General features: G+C 65.9%; 23 protein-coding genes. 7 read left to right on the top strand and 16 right to left on the bottom strand.

Annotated features, from left to right (window positions below; all coding sequences use genetic code 11):
• Positions 1 to 27: 27 nt before the first annotated feature.
• The 11 genes from OXS49_RS05810 to OXS49_RS05860 all read right to left on the bottom strand — a co-directional run bounded on the left by OXS49_RS05810 (position 28) and on the right by OXS49_RS05860 (position 6,259).
• Positions 28 to 1,173 carry a helix-turn-helix domain-containing protein gene (locus tag OXS49_RS05810; protein WP_267422684.1) on the bottom strand — a complete coding sequence of 382 codons (1,146 nt, stop codon included), beginning with the start codon at positions 1,171 to 1,173 and terminating at the stop codon, positions 28 to 30.
• A gap of 350 nt (positions 1,174 to 1,523) precedes the next feature.
• Positions 1,524 to 1,901 carry a hypothetical protein gene (locus OXS49_RS05815; RefSeq protein ID WP_267422685.1) on the bottom strand — a complete coding sequence of 126 codons (378 nt, stop codon included), beginning with the start codon at positions 1,899 to 1,901 and terminating at the stop codon, positions 1,524 to 1,526.
• Between the two features lie 48 nt (positions 1,902 to 1,949).
• On the bottom strand, positions 1,950 to 2,318 hold the full coding sequence (locus OXS49_RS05820) for a hypothetical protein (RefSeq protein ID WP_267422687.1): 369 nt from the start codon (positions 2,316 to 2,318) through the stop codon (positions 1,950 to 1,952).
• A 123-nt stretch (positions 2,319 to 2,441) separates the two neighbouring features.
• A complete protein-coding gene (locus OXS49_RS05825) occupies positions 2,442 to 2,903 on the bottom strand; it encodes a hypothetical protein (RefSeq protein WP_267422690.1) in 462 nt (153 codons plus the stop codon).
• Positions 2,900 to 3,751, bottom strand: a complete 852-nt coding sequence (locus OXS49_RS05830; RefSeq protein WP_267422693.1) for an MT-A70 family methyltransferase — start codon at positions 3,749 to 3,751, stop codon at positions 2,900 to 2,902. Before OXS49_RS05830 ends, OXS49_RS05825 begins: the two co-directional genes overlap by 4 nt.
• Before the next feature lie 106 nt (positions 3,752 to 3,857).
• Positions 3,858 to 4,058, bottom strand: coding sequence for a hypothetical protein (locus tag OXS49_RS05835; RefSeq protein ID WP_267422696.1), 201 nt, complete (start codon positions 4,056 to 4,058; stop codon positions 3,858 to 3,860).
• Positions 4,059 to 4,062: 4 nt separating this feature from the next.
• Positions 4,063 to 4,950 carry a TAXI family TRAP transporter solute-binding subunit gene (locus OXS49_RS05840; RefSeq protein ID WP_267422698.1) on the bottom strand — a complete coding sequence of 296 codons (888 nt, stop codon included), beginning with the start codon at positions 4,948 to 4,950 and terminating at the stop codon, positions 4,063 to 4,065.
• Positions 4,951 to 5,001: 51 nt separating this feature from the next.
• Positions 5,002 to 5,214, bottom strand: coding sequence for a hypothetical protein (locus OXS49_RS05845; RefSeq protein ID WP_267422700.1), 213 nt, complete (start codon positions 5,212 to 5,214; stop codon positions 5,002 to 5,004).
• A 10-nt stretch (positions 5,215 to 5,224) separates the two neighbouring features.
• Complete coding sequence (locus OXS49_RS05850) at positions 5,225 to 5,524, bottom strand: hypothetical protein (RefSeq protein ID WP_267422702.1); 300 nt, start codon at positions 5,522 to 5,524, stop codon at positions 5,225 to 5,227.
• On the bottom strand, positions 5,521 to 5,772 hold the full coding sequence (locus OXS49_RS05855; protein WP_267355705.1) for a hypothetical protein: 252 nt from the start codon (positions 5,770 to 5,772) through the stop codon (positions 5,521 to 5,523). Before OXS49_RS05855 ends, OXS49_RS05850 begins: the two co-directional genes overlap by 4 nt.
• 172 nt (positions 5,773 to 5,944) lie before the next feature.
• Positions 5,945 to 6,259: a hypothetical protein gene (locus OXS49_RS05860; protein ID WP_267422704.1), complete on the bottom strand. Its 315-nt coding sequence runs from the start codon at positions 6,257 to 6,259 to the stop codon at positions 5,945 to 5,947.
• A 204-nt stretch (positions 6,260 to 6,463) separates the two neighbouring features.
• On the opposite strand from OXS49_RS05860, the gene OXS49_RS05865 reads away from it, so the two are divergent.
• Positions 6,464 to 6,703, top strand: coding sequence for a hypothetical protein (locus tag OXS49_RS05865; RefSeq protein ID WP_267422706.1), 240 nt, complete (start codon positions 6,464 to 6,466; stop codon positions 6,701 to 6,703).
• On the opposite strand, the gene OXS49_RS05870 is transcribed toward OXS49_RS05865, so the two are convergent.
• The 3 genes from OXS49_RS05870 to OXS49_RS05880 all read right to left on the bottom strand — a co-directional run bounded on the left by OXS49_RS05870 (position 6,700) and on the right by OXS49_RS05880 (position 8,063).
• A complete protein-coding gene (locus tag OXS49_RS05870) occupies positions 6,700 to 7,038 on the bottom strand; it encodes a hypothetical protein (protein WP_267422709.1) in 339 nt (112 codons plus the stop codon). The genes OXS49_RS05865 and OXS49_RS05870 overlap by 4 nt on opposite strands.
• A gap of 300 nt (positions 7,039 to 7,338) precedes the next feature.
• Positions 7,339 to 7,791, bottom strand: coding sequence for a hypothetical protein (locus OXS49_RS05875; protein WP_267422712.1), 453 nt, complete (start codon positions 7,789 to 7,791; stop codon positions 7,339 to 7,341).
• Complete coding sequence (locus OXS49_RS05880) at positions 7,791 to 8,063, bottom strand: hypothetical protein (protein WP_267422714.1); 273 nt, start codon at positions 8,061 to 8,063, stop codon at positions 7,791 to 7,793. The genes OXS49_RS05875 and OXS49_RS05880 overlap by 1 nt, the downstream gene beginning before the upstream one ends.
• Positions 8,064 to 8,083: 20 nt before the next feature.
• On the opposite strand from OXS49_RS05880, the gene OXS49_RS05885 reads away from it, so the two are divergent.
• The 5 genes from OXS49_RS05885 to OXS49_RS05905 all read left to right on the top strand — a co-directional run bounded on the left by OXS49_RS05885 (position 8,084) and on the right by OXS49_RS05905 (position 11,749).
• A complete protein-coding gene (locus OXS49_RS05885) occupies positions 8,084 to 8,923 on the top strand; it encodes a S24 family peptidase (RefSeq protein WP_267422716.1) in 840 nt (279 codons plus the stop codon).
• 20 nt (positions 8,924 to 8,943) lie between these two features.
• Positions 8,944 to 9,201, top strand: coding sequence for a hypothetical protein (locus tag OXS49_RS05890; RefSeq protein WP_267422718.1), 258 nt, complete (start codon positions 8,944 to 8,946; stop codon positions 9,199 to 9,201).
• Positions 9,198 to 9,623, top strand: coding sequence for a hypothetical protein (locus OXS49_RS05895; protein ID WP_267422719.1), 426 nt, complete (start codon positions 9,198 to 9,200; stop codon positions 9,621 to 9,623). Before OXS49_RS05890 ends, OXS49_RS05895 begins: the two co-directional genes overlap by 4 nt.
• Entirely contained in the window at positions 9,620 to 9,883 is a 264-nt protein-coding gene (locus OXS49_RS05900) for a hypothetical protein (protein ID WP_267422720.1), read from the top strand. Before OXS49_RS05895 ends, OXS49_RS05900 begins: the two co-directional genes overlap by 4 nt.
• Positions 9,884 to 10,057: 174 nt before the next feature.
• The gene (locus tag OXS49_RS05905) at positions 10,058 to 11,749 is read left to right on the top strand and encodes an AIPR family protein (RefSeq protein WP_267422721.1); all 1,692 of its coding nucleotides are present in this window, start codon (positions 10,058 to 10,060) and stop codon (positions 11,747 to 11,749) included.
• Positions 11,750 to 11,804: 55 nt separating this feature from the next.
• Here the strand turns inward: OXS49_RS05905 and OXS49_RS05910 are convergent, their stop codons facing one another.
• Positions 11,805 to 12,062 (bottom strand): hypothetical protein, encoded by a 258-nt coding sequence (locus tag OXS49_RS05910; RefSeq protein WP_267422723.1) that lies wholly within the window; start codon positions 12,060 to 12,062, stop codon positions 11,805 to 11,807.
• A 105-nt stretch (positions 12,063 to 12,167) separates the two neighbouring features.
• Entirely contained in the window at positions 12,168 to 12,626 is a 459-nt protein-coding gene (locus OXS49_RS05915; protein WP_267422725.1) for a PilZ domain-containing protein, read from the bottom strand.
• Between the two features lie 759 nt (positions 12,627 to 13,385).
• Between OXS49_RS05915 and OXS49_RS05920 the strand changes: the two genes are divergently transcribed.
• A complete protein-coding gene (locus OXS49_RS05920) occupies positions 13,386 to 13,688 on the top strand; it encodes a hypothetical protein (RefSeq protein ID WP_267422728.1) in 303 nt (100 codons plus the stop codon).
• The last annotated feature ends 90 nt before the right edge of the window (positions 13,689 to 13,778 follow it).

A 13,778-nucleotide genomic window follows, 5' to 3' on the forward strand; every position in this document is an offset into this window, starting at 1 on the left:
GGTTGAGATTGCCGGGAGCGCCGAGCGTCATGCTGCCGCGGTCGCCGGCGGGAACGGCGCCGGCATGTAGGCGCCGAGCCCGCCCGGCATCGACATCCACCGGGGCTTGACGGCGCGCTCCGCGAAGTAGGCTTCCCAGGCCGCGCCTTCGTCGGAATCAGCGAGCACGAAGTGGGTGCAGCCGCCCGGCCACTGGCCGCGGCGAGCCTGGTCCATGCCAGCGGCATTGCGGACGGCGAACGGGTCGGCGGCGGCTATTCCCGACGCGGCCGTCGTCCCTGCTGACCCGACGCCGCCGGACGCGGGGGCGCCGTTGCGCCAGAGACCGCGCTCGAACCATCGGTGCAGAGCCCGGGCTTGGCTGCGATGCCGGGCACGGGTCCGAGCCTCGGCGGAGGCGGCGTGAATCGCCCGCTCTTGATCGGCAGGGTCCAGCGCGGCGAACAGCGCCACCGCCCGGGGTCGGTCCGCGGCGAGCCGCCCGCTCTCGGGATAGGCCGCCCAGAGCCGCTCGAATCGGGCGGCGATCTCCGGCGGCACCGGAGGCGGCGCTGCACCCCGGCAGCCCTGCGACAGTCGTGGCCGACGCTCGGTTCCTCGTTCGGGCCGATTCCCGATCCAGGCCTCCTGTTCGGAGATCCGATCTTCATCCAGCGGGCGCGTCCCCCCGCTGGCGGGGGGATAAAGGGGGGAGAATCCCTTGGTAGAATCTAGTTCTAAGTAGGCGGTCGGGTTTGCCGACTCCGGTTCGACCGACTCCGGTTCAGCCGTGCACGGTTCACCGGGAGTCGGCTGAACCGACTCCGGCACGGGAGTCGGTTTTTCCGCTTCCCGTGAGACCTGTGTTTCCGCTGCGTTCTGGTCGTCCGAGGCGAGGTCTGGCTCGTCCAGGACGACGTACTCGAAGCCGCCGTAGATCCCGCGCGGGCCACGTGGCAGCTCGTGACGCTGGATCCATCCGACGGCGATCAGCTCGCGCATCAGGCGCTGCATCTTCTCCGGGCCGCAGCCGAACCGGCGGCGCAGATGCTCGGTGGATATGTTCCAGTCGTGCGGGCGCGAGCGCAGGTAGCAGAGCAGCCCGAGCGCATCGAGCTCCAGCCGTTCGTCGGAGAACACCTCGTTGCCGATGACGGTGAAGTTCTTGGTGTGGCGTCTGCGGATGATCGTCATGGCGGGCGCCTTCTTCAGGCAAAACTGGAGCGCTTGGCCGCGAAGCCTGTCCGGCTCCGGGCACGCGAAGACCCGTCGGCTGAATCGCTTCTCGCGAAGGCCGGTCGGGCGGTGTGGCGGGTGGTGGATCCCGCGGCGCAGACCGAGCCGTCAGCCCCCGCCGAAAGGGACGGCGTCTGGAGGCGGCAGCTCAGGACCTGCGGAAGGCCGGATCTCGTCCGGACCGGGCGGCATCAGTCGGGCACGAGGCGGGGACCTGACGCAGGGCGCGCGAGGATCTATGGGGCCTGGCGCGGGGGACCGCGGGGCCGGGGCCAGAGCTGCGGAATCATGGCGTCAGCGCTCCCGGGTCAGGCGGTGGTCGAGGCGCCGGCGGGCGCGTCGGGCTGCTGGGCGCTCGTGGGAGCGGGCTCGGCGCCGGCCGCGGCCGTCCCGGTCGCGGGGTCGGGCTGCTGCGGGGCGCCGCCAGTCGCGGCAGCGCCGGCGGCCGGCTGCGTCAGGGCGGCGAGCTTGGCATCCGTCTCGGCGATCGAGGCGTCGAGCGCGGTGGTGTCGATCGCACCGGGCGCGGCCGCGGCCAGCGTCTTCAGCATGTCGCTGTGGGTGTTCTGCGTCTTGAACACCCCGGTCAGGACGTCCGTGATGAGGGCGTTCTGCTGCTCGATCCGCATGAGTGACGCTTCGATGGACATGTACTTGCCTGTTAGGTCGCCGAGGAGCGCCCGCATGGACGGGCGACCGCGTCCGAACGGGGAGAGAGAGGAAAGGCCCACGGGTCAGGCCTGCGGGGACGGCATAGCCGGCGCGGCCGCGGCGAGCGCTGGGTCGACGCCGGTGGCGGGCGTGGGGATCGCGGGCGCGGCGGCCGCGTCGGTGCCGATGCGCGGCGTGCCGCCCGGGCCCTGATCGGGGCCGAGGAGGTCGAGCCGCCGAAGCGTGTCGCTCTGGCGCGCGCCGGCCAGCGCCAGGCAGTCGATGATGCCGAGGTTGTTGAGCAGGATCGCGCGGGAGGTCGGCGAGGTGTCGCCCGCCAGCGCGTCGTTCTTGATGCGCAGGTCCTGGACGATGTCGGCCAGCAGCTCCTCGAGCTTCCGGCCCGTCGGGTTTCCGGCCGACATCACCACTTTGGTGGTGGGCGTGCTCATCGATGACCTCGAAAGGTTTGCCGCGCGCAGGCGGAGGGGTGGCCGGGAGAGGCCAGGAATCGGGATGGAGTCCGAGTCTTTCGGGAGTCGGGGCCGCTTTGCGGCCTGCTCCCGGGCGCCACGCTAGGCGTCCGGTCCGGGCGATGCCGGTGGCATCGGCGGTGGTACGCCCGCAGCCGTGAGGCGCACGGATTCGCGCGTCAGCAGCTCGGCGTAGAGCCGGCGGCGCATCGGGGCGCCGAAGGATCGGTAGGCCGCGATCTCGGGCGGGTAGGCGAGCGCCAGGGCGGCGATCGCGCGGGCCTCGGCGGTCTGTTGCTTCGGGATGCTGGCGGGATTCGAATCGAGCGCCGCGGTCAGCCTCGCCAAGTGCGGGGAGGCAGCCAAGTCGAGCGGAGCTACGCGTTCGATTCGCGCGCCGACGCTCGCGAGCCGCGCCAGCTCGGCACCGCGCAAATCACCGGCAAATCCCGGACGCAGGGCGCCGAGGATCCGACCGGTGGCAGGGACGCTGCTGGCGGCCATGGCGGCGGATCCGGCGCCGAGCAGGGCGAGCAGACCGCGGCGATGCGGATTCGCGCTCATTCGGCCGCCTCGCTCATCGCTGGTGGGGCGGCGTACAGATTCGTGAAGTCCGGCCGGGCGAGCCGCTGGAAGGCCTCGCCGTAGGGCGGGTAGCTGCACGCGCGGACTAGATTGTAGAAATCTTCCGGCTTCTCGCTGTTCGCGCCCACCGGCCAGTCGTGATCGGTCCGGACCGAGCGGGCCGGCCGCAACGTCCGCAGCTCACCGCGCACCGCGAAGAGCACATGCTCGGTGCTGTTGCGGAAGTAGCGACCCAGCCCGATCGTCGACTTCGTCCAGGTGTGAACCGTCTTGTAGGCGAAGCCCCAGCCCGCGATCAGCTCGAAGGCCAGCCCGAGCGTGTTGTTCGTCGCCCAAAGATAGAGGTGGCAGTTCTCCTCGGCCCAGTCCGCGACCGGCATCGCGCGAATCTCGTCGAGCGGCATCGTCGCATAGTCGTGCCCGGCCGCTCGGGAGATGTTGTCCTCACCCCACGGCGGGTCGACCACGAGGGTGCGGAAGCGACCGGCGACGGGAGCGAGCGACAGGACGCGCTGCTCATCGAGGATCCGGTTCAGCTCCTTGCGCGCCGAATCCGGGCCGCCGGCCTTGTCCATCATCGCCACGAGGTGGCCGAAGCGGTCGGGGTCGGCCGCCGCGGCTTCGGCGACGTCGAAGATCTTGCGCAGGGTCCGGCCGGTGATCCCGTACCGCTCCGCGGCCCGGTCCATCGCCAAGGAAGGTCGTGAAATTTTCACGCCCTTGCCGCTCTGAGAAATGCGCGTGCGGGCGAGCTCCTGCTCCTGCTCCAACAGGGGGCGCGCCGACACAGCGATGTCGCTCGGCTTCCACCGCGACAGCTCACGCATGAACGAGCCCTGATCCGGATTGGGATTACGAGTGGGAACGGCGCGCGGCATGGCGCGCCCGGGATTCATGCCGACGTCAGGCCAGGCATGGGCGAACGGGCCGACATCAGACGAACCCCCGCCGCAGCGGCACGCGCAGGGCCTTCTCGGCCGCCCGGCCCTCGCGCCGCGCCTGCCACCGCAGGGCGATGAGAAGCCCGAGCTGGACCGGCGCCGTGAGCAGCGCGGCGAAGCTCGGATGGACCATGATCGCGGTCACCACGACGACCGCGACCAGGAGCCAGAGGGAGAGGGAGCGGGCGGCCATCGCGTCAGTTCTGCGGCTGCGCGATCGCCTGGATCTGCGGCTTGGCGGCCGTGAAGGCCCGCAGCAGCTGATCGTAGGGGCGCTCGTTGGCGTTCACCCAGGGCAGAGCGGTGACGAACAGGGCGTCGACCGCGATGGTGTCGAGCGCCTTGGTGCCGAACACGAGGCCGCCCGGCTGGATGCGCGGGTACGTGCCGGCCGGGATCTCGCCGTAGCCGTAGACCGGCTGGCCGCGGGCGTCCTTGGCCGAGCCGACCATCTCCCGGTCGTCGGAGCGGACCAGCACCACGCGATCGCCCTGGGCCTGCGCGTCGTTCTTGATGAAGGACGCGTTGAGCGCGCCGACCCACAGGGCGCACTGCACCTGGCTGCCGTCGGCCACGGCCGAGAGTGCCCGCACGCCCGAGCGGGTGTCGACGTTCACCGGCCCGAAGCGCTTCTTGTCTGCGAGCGCGAAGGCGTCCCACGTGGTGCGTCCGCCCGAGCCGTCGGGCCCCACCGCCACCGTGGTCGCCTTGCCGAGGTCCGTGATGCGGGCGATGCCCGCCGCCCGGTTGCACAGGAGGTGGACCTGCTCTTGGTAGAGCACGCCCGCCCGCTCGATCGTGGAGAGCGCGGCCGCGTTCTTCGAGCTGTAGACCAGCAGCGCGTCGGACTGGACGAAGGCGCCGTCGCATTGCCCGGACGAGAGCTTGTCCAGGTTGTCGAGCGAGCCCTGGGTCGGGACGACCTCGATCTTCAGGCCCCCGGCCTTGCTCTTCAGGATGTGGCCGGCGCGGAAGTAGTTGCCGGATTCGGAGCCAGTGCACAGACGGAAGGCCGGGGGCTCGGCCGCGAGGGCGGCGGTACCGGACAGCAGGCAGGCGGCGAGGGCGAGGAGAGCGGTGCGCACGAAGGGGCCTCAGGGCTCGGGATGGCCGGACGCGCGGTCCGGATGGGGCAGTCAGGCTTGCGAGGCGCAGAGCGAACCGGCGTCAGCCGCCTCCAGGGCGGACTGCGCCCACCAGCGCTCGTCGAGGCGGCCGTCAGCAGCCGCGTAGCGCACGAAGTACGAGGGCGCGGCATCGGTGTACTCGGCGCGGCCAACGACGACGCCCGCCTCGCCGCTGCGGACGAGGCGGACCTCTTGGCCCAGGCTGAAGCTGAAACGGTCCATAGCTGGCTCCTCAGGATGTGCAGCGGCCGGGCGGCGAGCCCGGAACGCCGACGGGGGGATGCGGGCGGCTGTGGCCGCCGCGGGCTTCGAGGCGCGCGTCCCACTCGGGCGGGGCGGCCTCGGGCGGCGGCTCACCGCCTGGGCCGGCCGGCGGGCAGATCGCATCGGCCGCGGCGCCGTGGCGGCGGGCGCTGGCGAACAGGCGCCGTGCGAGCGCGTGATCCCGGCGGACGCGAGCAAAAGCGCGCGCGGCTCCGAGGTCGTCGACCCACTCGCGGAAACGGTGCCAGTGGAAGGCAAGCGGCCTCACGTGCCGGCCCTCCGCTGCCAATCCTCGGCGAGCATGGCGTCGATCGCCTGCCGCTCGGCCAGGAGCTTGCGCTTGCGGTCCTCGCGGGCGAGGTCGTCGAGCCAGGGCAGAGGCGCGGCCATGGCGCCGACTACGAACGCCAACCCGTATCGGTTGAGGATCGGCCCTACGTAGTCCAGCGACGGCTTGGCCTCACCGGAGAACCACTTCTCCACCGTACGCACCGGCGCGTCGATAGCTTCAGCCACGCATTGCGCTGGCTTGACCGGGTGGAGCTTGTGCCACTGGTCTACCCAAAGTTGGGGTTTAATCACCCAACCGCGGGTCTCATCAGTCCCAGACTTCCGCATATCCTTCCTCGACACTGCGGGTATCGAGGCGGCGGTTCGAGCCAAGCGGCCGGGCTGAGAGAACGAGGCGCTACCGCTCACGGGCGCCTCGCGAAAGGAGGGACAGACAGTGCACAGAGCCGCGCGCCAGGGCTGCCAGGCTAGGAGGCGTGCGAAGGGAGGCGGGGGCGGCCGGCATCATGCGGGCCGCCCCGTCGTCGTGGAACCGCGCGAGCGAGGCGCGGTGGATCAGCAGGAACCCGCCGCCGGCGACGAGCAGGCACGCGGCGATACCGGCCAGCAGCTCGCACGCGGCGCGATTGCGGCGATGAACGAAGCTCATCTGCGCCGCGACCGCGGCGTTGCTCGCGAAATTGAGGCTCAAGACCGACGGGATGAGCGCCATCGTCAGGCGCCTCCCAAAGGGGCCGGAGCCCGAAGGCCCCGGCCAGTCGAAGGGAGGAAACGCCCACGAGGGGCAGGGGTACGGCTTGCACGGGTCGTGCCGGCCGAAGGACGTGTGCAAACGCAGGCGGGGCGCCGGGCATGATGCTCGACAGCCCCGCCGCGCCCGCTACCAGCACTGTTGTCGGACAGGATGGAGCTCGGGATGACAGACGACGACCTGGTCCCGCAGTCGCGGGCTCTGGCGCACGCCACGGGAACGAACATCGTCCTCCGCCTGCTCGTGGCGAAGATAGAAGAGCTACACCCGGGGACCGCCGACGAGCCGTACGAGCAAGTCGAGACGATCGCAGACCATCTTGCGGCCAGCGGAAAGCTAGAACCGAGGGTGATCGACGAGGTGATCACCCACGCGAAGGGCATCCTAGCGACGCGCAACACCTAGCAACCCTCCCGATCGAGGGCGGCCGGGATCGAGGTCGAGCCGTAGGGCAGCAGCTTGGTCTGGACCTTCTTGCCGTTGGCGAGGATGCCGACCGCGTCCTGCCGGGTAGGGAGCGGCACGCCGACGGCCGCGGCGAGGTCGAGCGTCAGCTGCTCGGCGGACGGGATCGCCTCGCCCGGCAGCTTGGTGCGCTTGTGCCAGAGGCTGAGGACGAAGCCAGCGAAGCGGACGAGCTGCTCGGCGTTGAACGGGAAACCCGACCCAGCTGGCACGTGGTGGCCGTTCGGCGTTGTGGGGCTGCCGCAGTAGGGGCAGCGGTTGCGGGCGCCGGTCATGCGGCCGCTTCCGCTGTGGGGGCGGCGAACACAGACACGGGCAGGCGCGAGCCCCGCAGGACTCGGCCCACCCGCGCTGCTACCTTCGTGATTGCGACACCACCGAAGGAACCGAACATATGCCGGAAGAACGAGAGCCCTTCGAAGTTGAGTTTGCCTCGGCAGAAAGAAAGGCGCCCAGCCCGGGCTACACGGACGCGTATCCGGTCACGTTCCGCGCCAAACGCGGCTTCCAGAACTTCACAATCCCGGTTTGGGTCGGCCGGGACACGTGCCGCCCGTCCGATATCATACGCGTTGCTATGCATCGCCTTCACCTCGACCTTCTTGAGCTTGTCGAGGGGACGCGTAGCTTGCATCTCTCGCCGGAAGAGTATCGGGCCCTCGTTCCGAAAGGATCGAGCCGGGAAGACGACGCCCCTCAGGAAGCGTGATGCTCTCGCTGCCGTAAGGAAGCAGACGCCGGTAGCCGTGGGGCCCCGACTCGACCGGCAAAGCGACGCCAGTCGAGTCGGCGATGGCCAGCGTCACACCGCCTTCGCAGGCCCTCTTTGCGTCCGGGTGCCGGATCGCGTTGAGCACGCGCGTGAGCACGGCGCCCGTGAGGCGGACGATCTGCTCGGCATCGAGGGGAAAGGACGGCTGCGCCAGCACGCGGGAGACCGTGCCATCCGGATCGACCCGCACGGGGCCGTAATGGAGAGGGATGCCCTCACTCTCGCCGTCGCGGCGGATGAAAAGATCGATGTCCATCAGGCGGCAGCTCCCTCGGTGGGGGCGGCGATGGCGATGGACTTGGGCGGTCGGGGGACTGGATCAGGCCACTTGGCTTTGTCTTCGGGCCAGTGGTCGGAAAACCATTGCATCGCCAGCTCAAGCCGCCGGGTAGTGAGATCACGGCCATCTGCGAGGCGCGTCAGAACCTTCCCGTCGCCGAAGACGAGCGTCGAGGTCCGCGCGGCGCTGATGCCGCGCGCTTCGCAGAACCTCGCAGAGACAGCCAGCAGGGCGTCGAGAAGCGTCATGTCGAGTCGGAAGATGCTGTATGTTTACCGCACGAGTCAACGGTAAACATACAGCTCTGCTCGTGCGTTCCATGCGGTTAAAATACCGCGTGACCCAGGCCGGCTTATCTCAGCGCGTTCAGCAGCGCCTCGATGCCCTCGGAATGAGCGCTCGCAAAGCGTCGCTCGATGCGGGCCTCAGCAGCGCGTTCGCGCTGAACATCCTCAACGGAAAGTCGCAGTCGCCCCGCTCGGAGAACCTGCACAAGCTCGCTAGCGTCCTGGGGACGACGGTGAACTGGCTGGTCAAGGCAGAAGGCCCAGAGGCCATTGAAGCCAATGGGCACGCCCGGGTCGACGACGATCTCCGGCGCGCCATGGAAGAGACGGCCGAACGTGCCGGGCAGCTGATGCCTGTCCTCGGTGAGGTGGCGGCCGGCCGCTGGCTTGAGGTGGAACAGCATATCGATGAGTCGCGCTACGACCCGGCTCCGATCACGCCCGACCCGCGGTGGCGTCGCGAGGCGCAGTACGGCTTGGTCGTGCGGGGGACGTCGCTCAACCTCTACGCCGCCGATGGCGACACACTTCACTGTCTCGACATCGGAGCAAGCGGTCGCCTCCCGGTGAATGGCGACTTGGTCATCGTGGAGAAGGTTCGCGACAGCGGCCAGCTGCGCGAGCGGACGGCCAAAGCCTATCACGAGGGTGAGAACCAGTTCGTCGAGCTGCGCGCCTACAGCGACGACCCGCGCTGGGACGAGCCAATCCACGTACCCCATCGCATATTCAGCTACGCGCTGGAGAAGGGGCTCAGCGTCGAGATCGTTGCGATCGTGCTGGGCGCCTACCGGCCGATGCCAAAGGTGCCGCGTCGATAAAATAATCGGGAGAGGAAACGATGATCCGCTACGCTACCGCAACCATCGCGCTTCTGATCACCGCGGCCACAGTGGGAGGCGCCGCAGCACAGGCGCCATCGACCGACAAGCCGCCGACTGCCAACAGCACCTCCGGCATGGAGGGTGACACGGCGAAGAACGCCGTGAGTTCCCCGAAGGCCTCAGACGCGGCAGGTACGGTGGACGTGTCGCCAGGCGTCGGAGCGATCGAGGGCGCGGATGGCAGTCCGCCGATCCCGGGTGGTACGCGCAAATGATCTCGGCCGCGACGCTCGACGCCAGTATGGCCGGGGTCGCACGTGAAGTCCGCGCCGGCGATCGGCGCCGGCGTCTCCGCCTTGCCGCAGCGCTAGCAGTCGCGCTCACACCCGGGGTGGCGTACTCGCAGAGCCATGCCGAACAGCTGAACGTCTACGCCAGGACCCTCTCCACGACGACGTTCGCGGAGCAGGCATGCTCCGGCTTTCGAGCGAGCGCGTCCAAGCTCGCCCTCGCGCGCGTGCAAGCCCGGATCACCGATGCCGAGGACGCAGCGATCGCGGACAGGATCCGAGAGAGCACCGCCTCGGTGACCACGGCCTATGCGCGGACAGGGAAGGACGCGTGGTGCGCCGATACCTACCGTTTGTTCGGGCCGGATGGCTCGCTGGTGAAGGGCGCCCTGGAGAGGAAGCCATGACCGACACCAAGCCCTTCCGTTCTGACAAGGCCGCCTACCTCCAGCTCGGCGAGCTCCACACCGACTTCATCCAGCCGATCTGCCTGTCGGATCCAGAGCTCCAACTCGGGGAAGCGCTTGCCGTCCTGGTGGTGACCACCGTGGAAGGGCAGCGGGTGGGGGTACCGATCGGGGTGAACGCGCTGGAGCATCTACAGGAGGTCGTTGCGGCAGGGCTGCGGTTGCTGAGGTCGGGGGATGAAGGTGCAGTGACGTGCTAGGGGTGACGTTATGCCGATGCCATGTGAGCGAGTCGGCGCCAAAAACACCTCGTCATCGACATGCCGGGTCACGTGAAATTCCACAATTTTTCATGCCTGGAAATTGTGCCCCAGCGCGCACGGTACCCGTTCGATAGAACCGGACAACCAAAGCACGCAAATCATAGGTCTTTTATGCCGCTCGACGTAGATTACCCGGCGCTCTTAGATAACTTCAGAGAACATATCGCGCCTAAGCGATCGGAAAGCGCGGCATTTCTGATTTGGTATCTTGAGCAGTACTATCGCCTTGATCCGACCGAAGCCATTGACGCCGTATGTGATCAAAGCGGAGACAAAGGCGTCGATGGAATTTTTATAAACGATAATGACTTGACGATTACTATTTTTCAATCGAAACTCTCACACAAGTCAAACACAACTGTGGGAGACGCATCTCTCAGGGATTTTCTGGGTACTCTTGAGCAGTTTGCCTCTGTAGAAGCCGCAACCCACCTAATGAGTACGGCAGGCAACGCTCAGGTGGCGAATTTAATTCGTCATAGCGGCCTCCTAACGAAGTTGGACTCCCATCAGCTCAGAGGGGAATTCGTCACCAATATCGACCTCGATAATAATGGACTAGCGTTTCTGCAGCAGCATGGAAATAAAATTACCTTCATCGGAAAATCAAAGCTAATTGCAAATTACATCTCGGATGCCAGGGATCTGCCCAATCAAAAACCTGCTACGTTTGATATTTATGGTATTAGATATGCCGAACATATAGTCGACGGCAGCCGAAAGGCTGTTATAGCACCCATCAAAGCGCGTGAACTTGTTCAGCTTGATGGAATTGAGGATCAGTCTCTGTTTTCATATAACGTTCGCGGACCTTTAGGGCGAACCAGCGTCAACAGAGATTTGGTGAAGAGCATCAACGATGAAAATCTTCACAAAATATTCCCGCTTTTTCATAACGGGGTGACCGTAATTGCCAAGCGGATAGAGGTATCCGGGGATAAAATTGAGATCTCGGACTACTATGTTGTGAATGGATGCCAAAGCATAACATCACTCCATGGCCACCGCGACGTAATCACAGATGATCTGAAATTACTCACAAAGTTCATTCAAATGGATCCCGCATCTGAAGAAGCCAAGATGATCACCGAGTATTCCAACAATCAAAATGGCGTTCGGTCGAGAGATTTTAAATCAAACAGCCAGACCCAAATTCGTCTTCGAACAGAATTCATTCAAAACTATAAGGGTCTATATAGCTACGAAATCAAGCGCGGAGAAACCGGCAGTCAAGGCGCGCCCATCTCAAATGAAGAAGCGGGGTTGTATCTCATGGCGTTCGACTTTCGCGAACCCTGGGGCACCTTCCGCAAGTACGAGGTATTTGAAGATAAACATACCGCGCTTTTTGCCCGGCCAGAGGTGGACGCGGATCGGATTGTTCTGCTGCGTGTGATTGATGAGGAGATCTGCGACCAGCTACCTAAGATCAAAGAGGAGCTATTAGCGAAGTATAATCTCACTCGATATATGATTATGTACATTTTGAGGGAGATATTTTTGGAAGATGAGGCTTTTAACGAGATCCTCGCGAAACCAGCTGATTATATGAGAGATGCCGCTCAGCGCGAAAGATTTAGAAGAACCATTAGCGGCTTCATAGGTGATATTATTATAGATATTAATATTGAAAGCATCGAGTTTGATCCAGAGTTTGATTATAGAAGAGCGCTGAAGGACGCTGATTGGGTTCGGGCTCTGACTAAAAATATTAAACGAGATTTTCAAAAAAGTGTGTTACGTGAAAAGCAGGACACTTTTGGAACGGAGTGGAATAGAAGCGCGCATCAAAACGGCAGCTGATCCGCCAACCCCGGCGGCACCTTCCCGAAGATCGATAGCGGGATCGGTTCCGAGCCTACGTCAGCGCCCGCGGATGGAGCGAGGACGTACCGGAGTAGCGCTTCGGATCGCGGGGGCAGCCCGTATGGGCGACCCGATGCACGAGGTTTCGAGGCGCCCCGGCCGTGAGCGTGCCGGTAAGCATCACCGCCCCGTGGCAGGCCGGGCAGCGTTTCGGCGCCATCGCGTAGACGCCCTTGGCCTCCTCAAGGCTGATCGAGCGCCACGTGCCGTCGACCTTCGCTTCGCAGGTTTGGGGACCGGGACGACGCATGACCGGAATTTGCCATGTTCGGCCGGTCTCTGCCAGCGCGGCGGGGACACATTCAGAACGGGAGCTGATCCGCCAGCCCCGGCGGCACCCGTCCGAGCCCTGTTCTCAGAGCACGGTGTGCTCGCCCACCGTCGCCTCGTCGAGGGGTATGAGGAACGCCGCGCCCACGCCCCCGTCGATCCGGCGCGCGACCTTTGCCCGGTGGCGTCCGACCACGATCGCCTGGCCGACCTCCACCTGGGTGTCCAACTGCAGCGCCACGCCCGAGGCCGACAGGTTCAAGATCCTCGCAGGAATGCCCGTGCCGTCCGCCAGCGCGATCTCGACGGTTCTGCGCTTCGGTACGACCCGGCGGTGCACGCGCACCTCCTCGGGTGGTGGAGCTTGCAGCCGTGCCAGACCCACGAGGCTACGCACTACCTCGCCAGGCTTGGCGCCGCGGCCCATGACGCGGACGGCAAAGTCGGCGGTCCCTGCCCGCACGACGCGGATCTCCATCTCGCCGACGCCGCGGATCGAGCAACCGAGCTGCGCATCTATTGGTGGGATGGATGCGGAGCGCATGCGGATGCCATCCGCTGAGATATCGACTGTGACGGCGTGGAACTCCGACCCGTCAGCGCGCCAACATAGAGCGGGAAGGATGATTGCGTGACGTGGGATCGCTCGCCGCTCGCTCATGGCTTAAATGGTCTCATGCTGCCAGCGTGCGACTGTCGGCTTGCGGTGGCGTTGCTCTAAACGGCATCATTTTATCTGACGACAACTTATCAGTGGTCTCGTAAGGTGGAGAAGACTGTCGGCTAATTGTTCCGGTTAGCCACGAGCACATTGCTCAGAATGGTAACTGATCCGCCGGTCCCGGCGGCACCTTCCCGAAGATCGCCAGCGTGATCGGCTCACGGCCTATGCCAGCGCCTGTGGGTGCGGCGACCGTACCCCTTTGAACCTGTCCGGCTGCAGCGAGCAGCCGTCGTGCGCCTTTCGGTGGCTCAGCCTGATTTGGACCGGCTGGGTATAGTTGCTCGCCGTCATCACGGGGCCGTGGCACTCCGTACAGCGCTTCGGTGCGGAACGGTGATGGGCGTGCGCTTCGACGGCCGCCACGCGCTGCCAGGCGCCCTGGACTTTGACTTCGCAGATCGCGTGGTCTGATTTGGCCATGCCCGAGAATGGCATGAGCGGCTGGCATCGGCGAGCGCAGCAGGGTCACACGCAGCGCGTCCGCTGATCGGCCAGCGTGCCTATGACGCGGCGACCGGCATGGCCACCGCGTAGGCCGAGGCGCACCATGCGGCGATGCCAACAGTACCGCGCACCGCCATGCCTCTCACCTCGAATGCCGTCGCACTCGCCCTCATCTTGGGTGCCGCGACTGGCGCCTCCGCCCAGGGTCGCACCTATACGCGTACCTTCCACTGCGCCGACCTGAAGGCCTTCGTCGCTCGGGCGGGCAACGCGGTGCTCGCGTCGAGCGAGCTCGCTTATGAGACCGTCCACCGGGACAGCGGCGCGTGCGAGCAGGATGAGACGAGCGCGCCCGCCTACGCGCCGACTCTCGACGTGCCGGCCTGCTTCGTCGGGTGGCGGTGCAAGCAGCGCAACAGCGACAGCGGACCGGTCTAACTCGGATCGACGGGAAGCTGCGCATTTAGGCCTCCGACACGCAAACGTCACGTCGGCGATGGTACGACGTGCGGCCGTCGAACTACGTAG

This window comes from Methylobacterium sp. GC_Met_2 (assembly GCF_026540795.1).
Taxonomy (GTDB): Bacteria; Pseudomonadota; Alphaproteobacteria; order Rhizobiales; family Beijerinckiaceae; genus Methylobacterium.

What these genes read in the sequence shown, in the direction of transcription:
- OXS49_RS05815 (WP_267422685.1), bottom strand. Translation starts at nt 1,901, where the DNA reads ATGCGGGCGCTCCTCGGCGACCTAACAGGCAAGTACATGTCCATCGAA.
- OXS49_RS05830 (WP_267422693.1), bottom strand. Translation starts at nt 3,751, where the DNA reads ATGCGTGAGCTGTCGCGGTGGAAGCCGAGCGACATCGCTGTGTCGGCG.
- OXS49_RS05915 (WP_267422725.1), bottom strand. Translation starts at nt 12,626, where the DNA reads ATGCGCTCCGCATCCATCCCACCAATAGATGCGCAGCTCGGTTGCTCG.
- OXS49_RS05875 (WP_267422712.1), bottom strand. Translation starts at nt 7,791, where the DNA reads ATGGACATCGATCTTTTCATCCGCCGCGACGGCGAGAGTGAGGGCATC.
- OXS49_RS05865 (WP_267422706.1), top strand. Translation starts at nt 6,464, where the DNA reads ATGACAGACGACGACCTGGTCCCGCAGTCGCGGGCTCTGGCGCACGCC.
- OXS49_RS05835 (WP_267422696.1), bottom strand. Translation starts at nt 4,058, where the DNA reads ATGGCCGCCCGCTCCCTCTCCCTCTGGCTCCTGGTCGCGGTCGTCGTG.
- OXS49_RS05910 (WP_267422723.1), bottom strand. Translation starts at nt 12,062, where the DNA reads ATGCGTCGTCCCGGTCCCCAAACCTGCGAAGCGAAGGTCGACGGCACG.
- OXS49_RS05905 (WP_267422721.1), top strand. Translation starts at nt 10,058, where the DNA reads ATGCCGCTCGACGTAGATTACCCGGCGCTCTTAGATAACTTCAGAGAA.
- OXS49_RS05900 (WP_267422720.1), top strand. Translation starts at nt 9,620, where the DNA reads ATGACCGACACCAAGCCCTTCCGTTCTGACAAGGCCGCCTACCTCCAG.
- OXS49_RS05895 (WP_267422719.1), top strand. Translation starts at nt 9,198, where the DNA reads ATGATCTCGGCCGCGACGCTCGACGCCAGTATGGCCGGGGTCGCACGT.
- OXS49_RS05845 (WP_267422700.1), bottom strand. Translation starts at nt 5,214, where the DNA reads ATGGACCGTTTCAGCTTCAGCCTGGGCCAAGAGGTCCGCCTCGTCCGC.
- OXS49_RS05890 (WP_267422718.1), top strand. Translation starts at nt 8,944, where the DNA reads ATGATCCGCTACGCTACCGCAACCATCGCGCTTCTGATCACCGCGGCC.
- OXS49_RS05880 (WP_267422714.1), bottom strand. Translation starts at nt 8,063, where the DNA reads ATGACGCTTCTCGACGCCCTGCTGGCTGTCTCTGCGAGGTTCTGCGAA.
- OXS49_RS05810 (WP_267422684.1), bottom strand. Translation starts at nt 1,173, where the DNA reads ATGACGATCATCCGCAGACGCCACACCAAGAACTTCACCGTCATCGGC.
- OXS49_RS05820 (WP_267422687.1), bottom strand. Translation starts at nt 2,318, where the DNA reads ATGAGCACGCCCACCACCAAAGTGGTGATGTCGGCCGGAAACCCGACG.
- OXS49_RS05920 (WP_267422728.1), top strand. Translation starts at nt 13,386, where the DNA reads ATGCCTCTCACCTCGAATGCCGTCGCACTCGCCCTCATCTTGGGTGCC.
- OXS49_RS05825 (WP_267422690.1), bottom strand. Translation starts at nt 2,903, where the DNA reads ATGAGCGCGAATCCGCATCGCCGCGGTCTGCTCGCCCTGCTCGGCGCC.
- OXS49_RS05860 (WP_267422704.1), bottom strand. Translation starts at nt 6,259, where the DNA reads ATGGCGCTCATCCCGTCGGTCTTGAGCCTCAATTTCGCGAGCAACGCC.
- OXS49_RS05885 (WP_267422716.1), top strand. Translation starts at nt 8,084, where the DNA reads ATGTTTACCGCACGAGTCAACGGTAAACATACAGCTCTGCTCGTGCGT.
- OXS49_RS05870 (WP_267422709.1), bottom strand. Translation starts at nt 7,038, where the DNA reads ATGACCGGCGCCCGCAACCGCTGCCCCTACTGCGGCAGCCCCACAACG.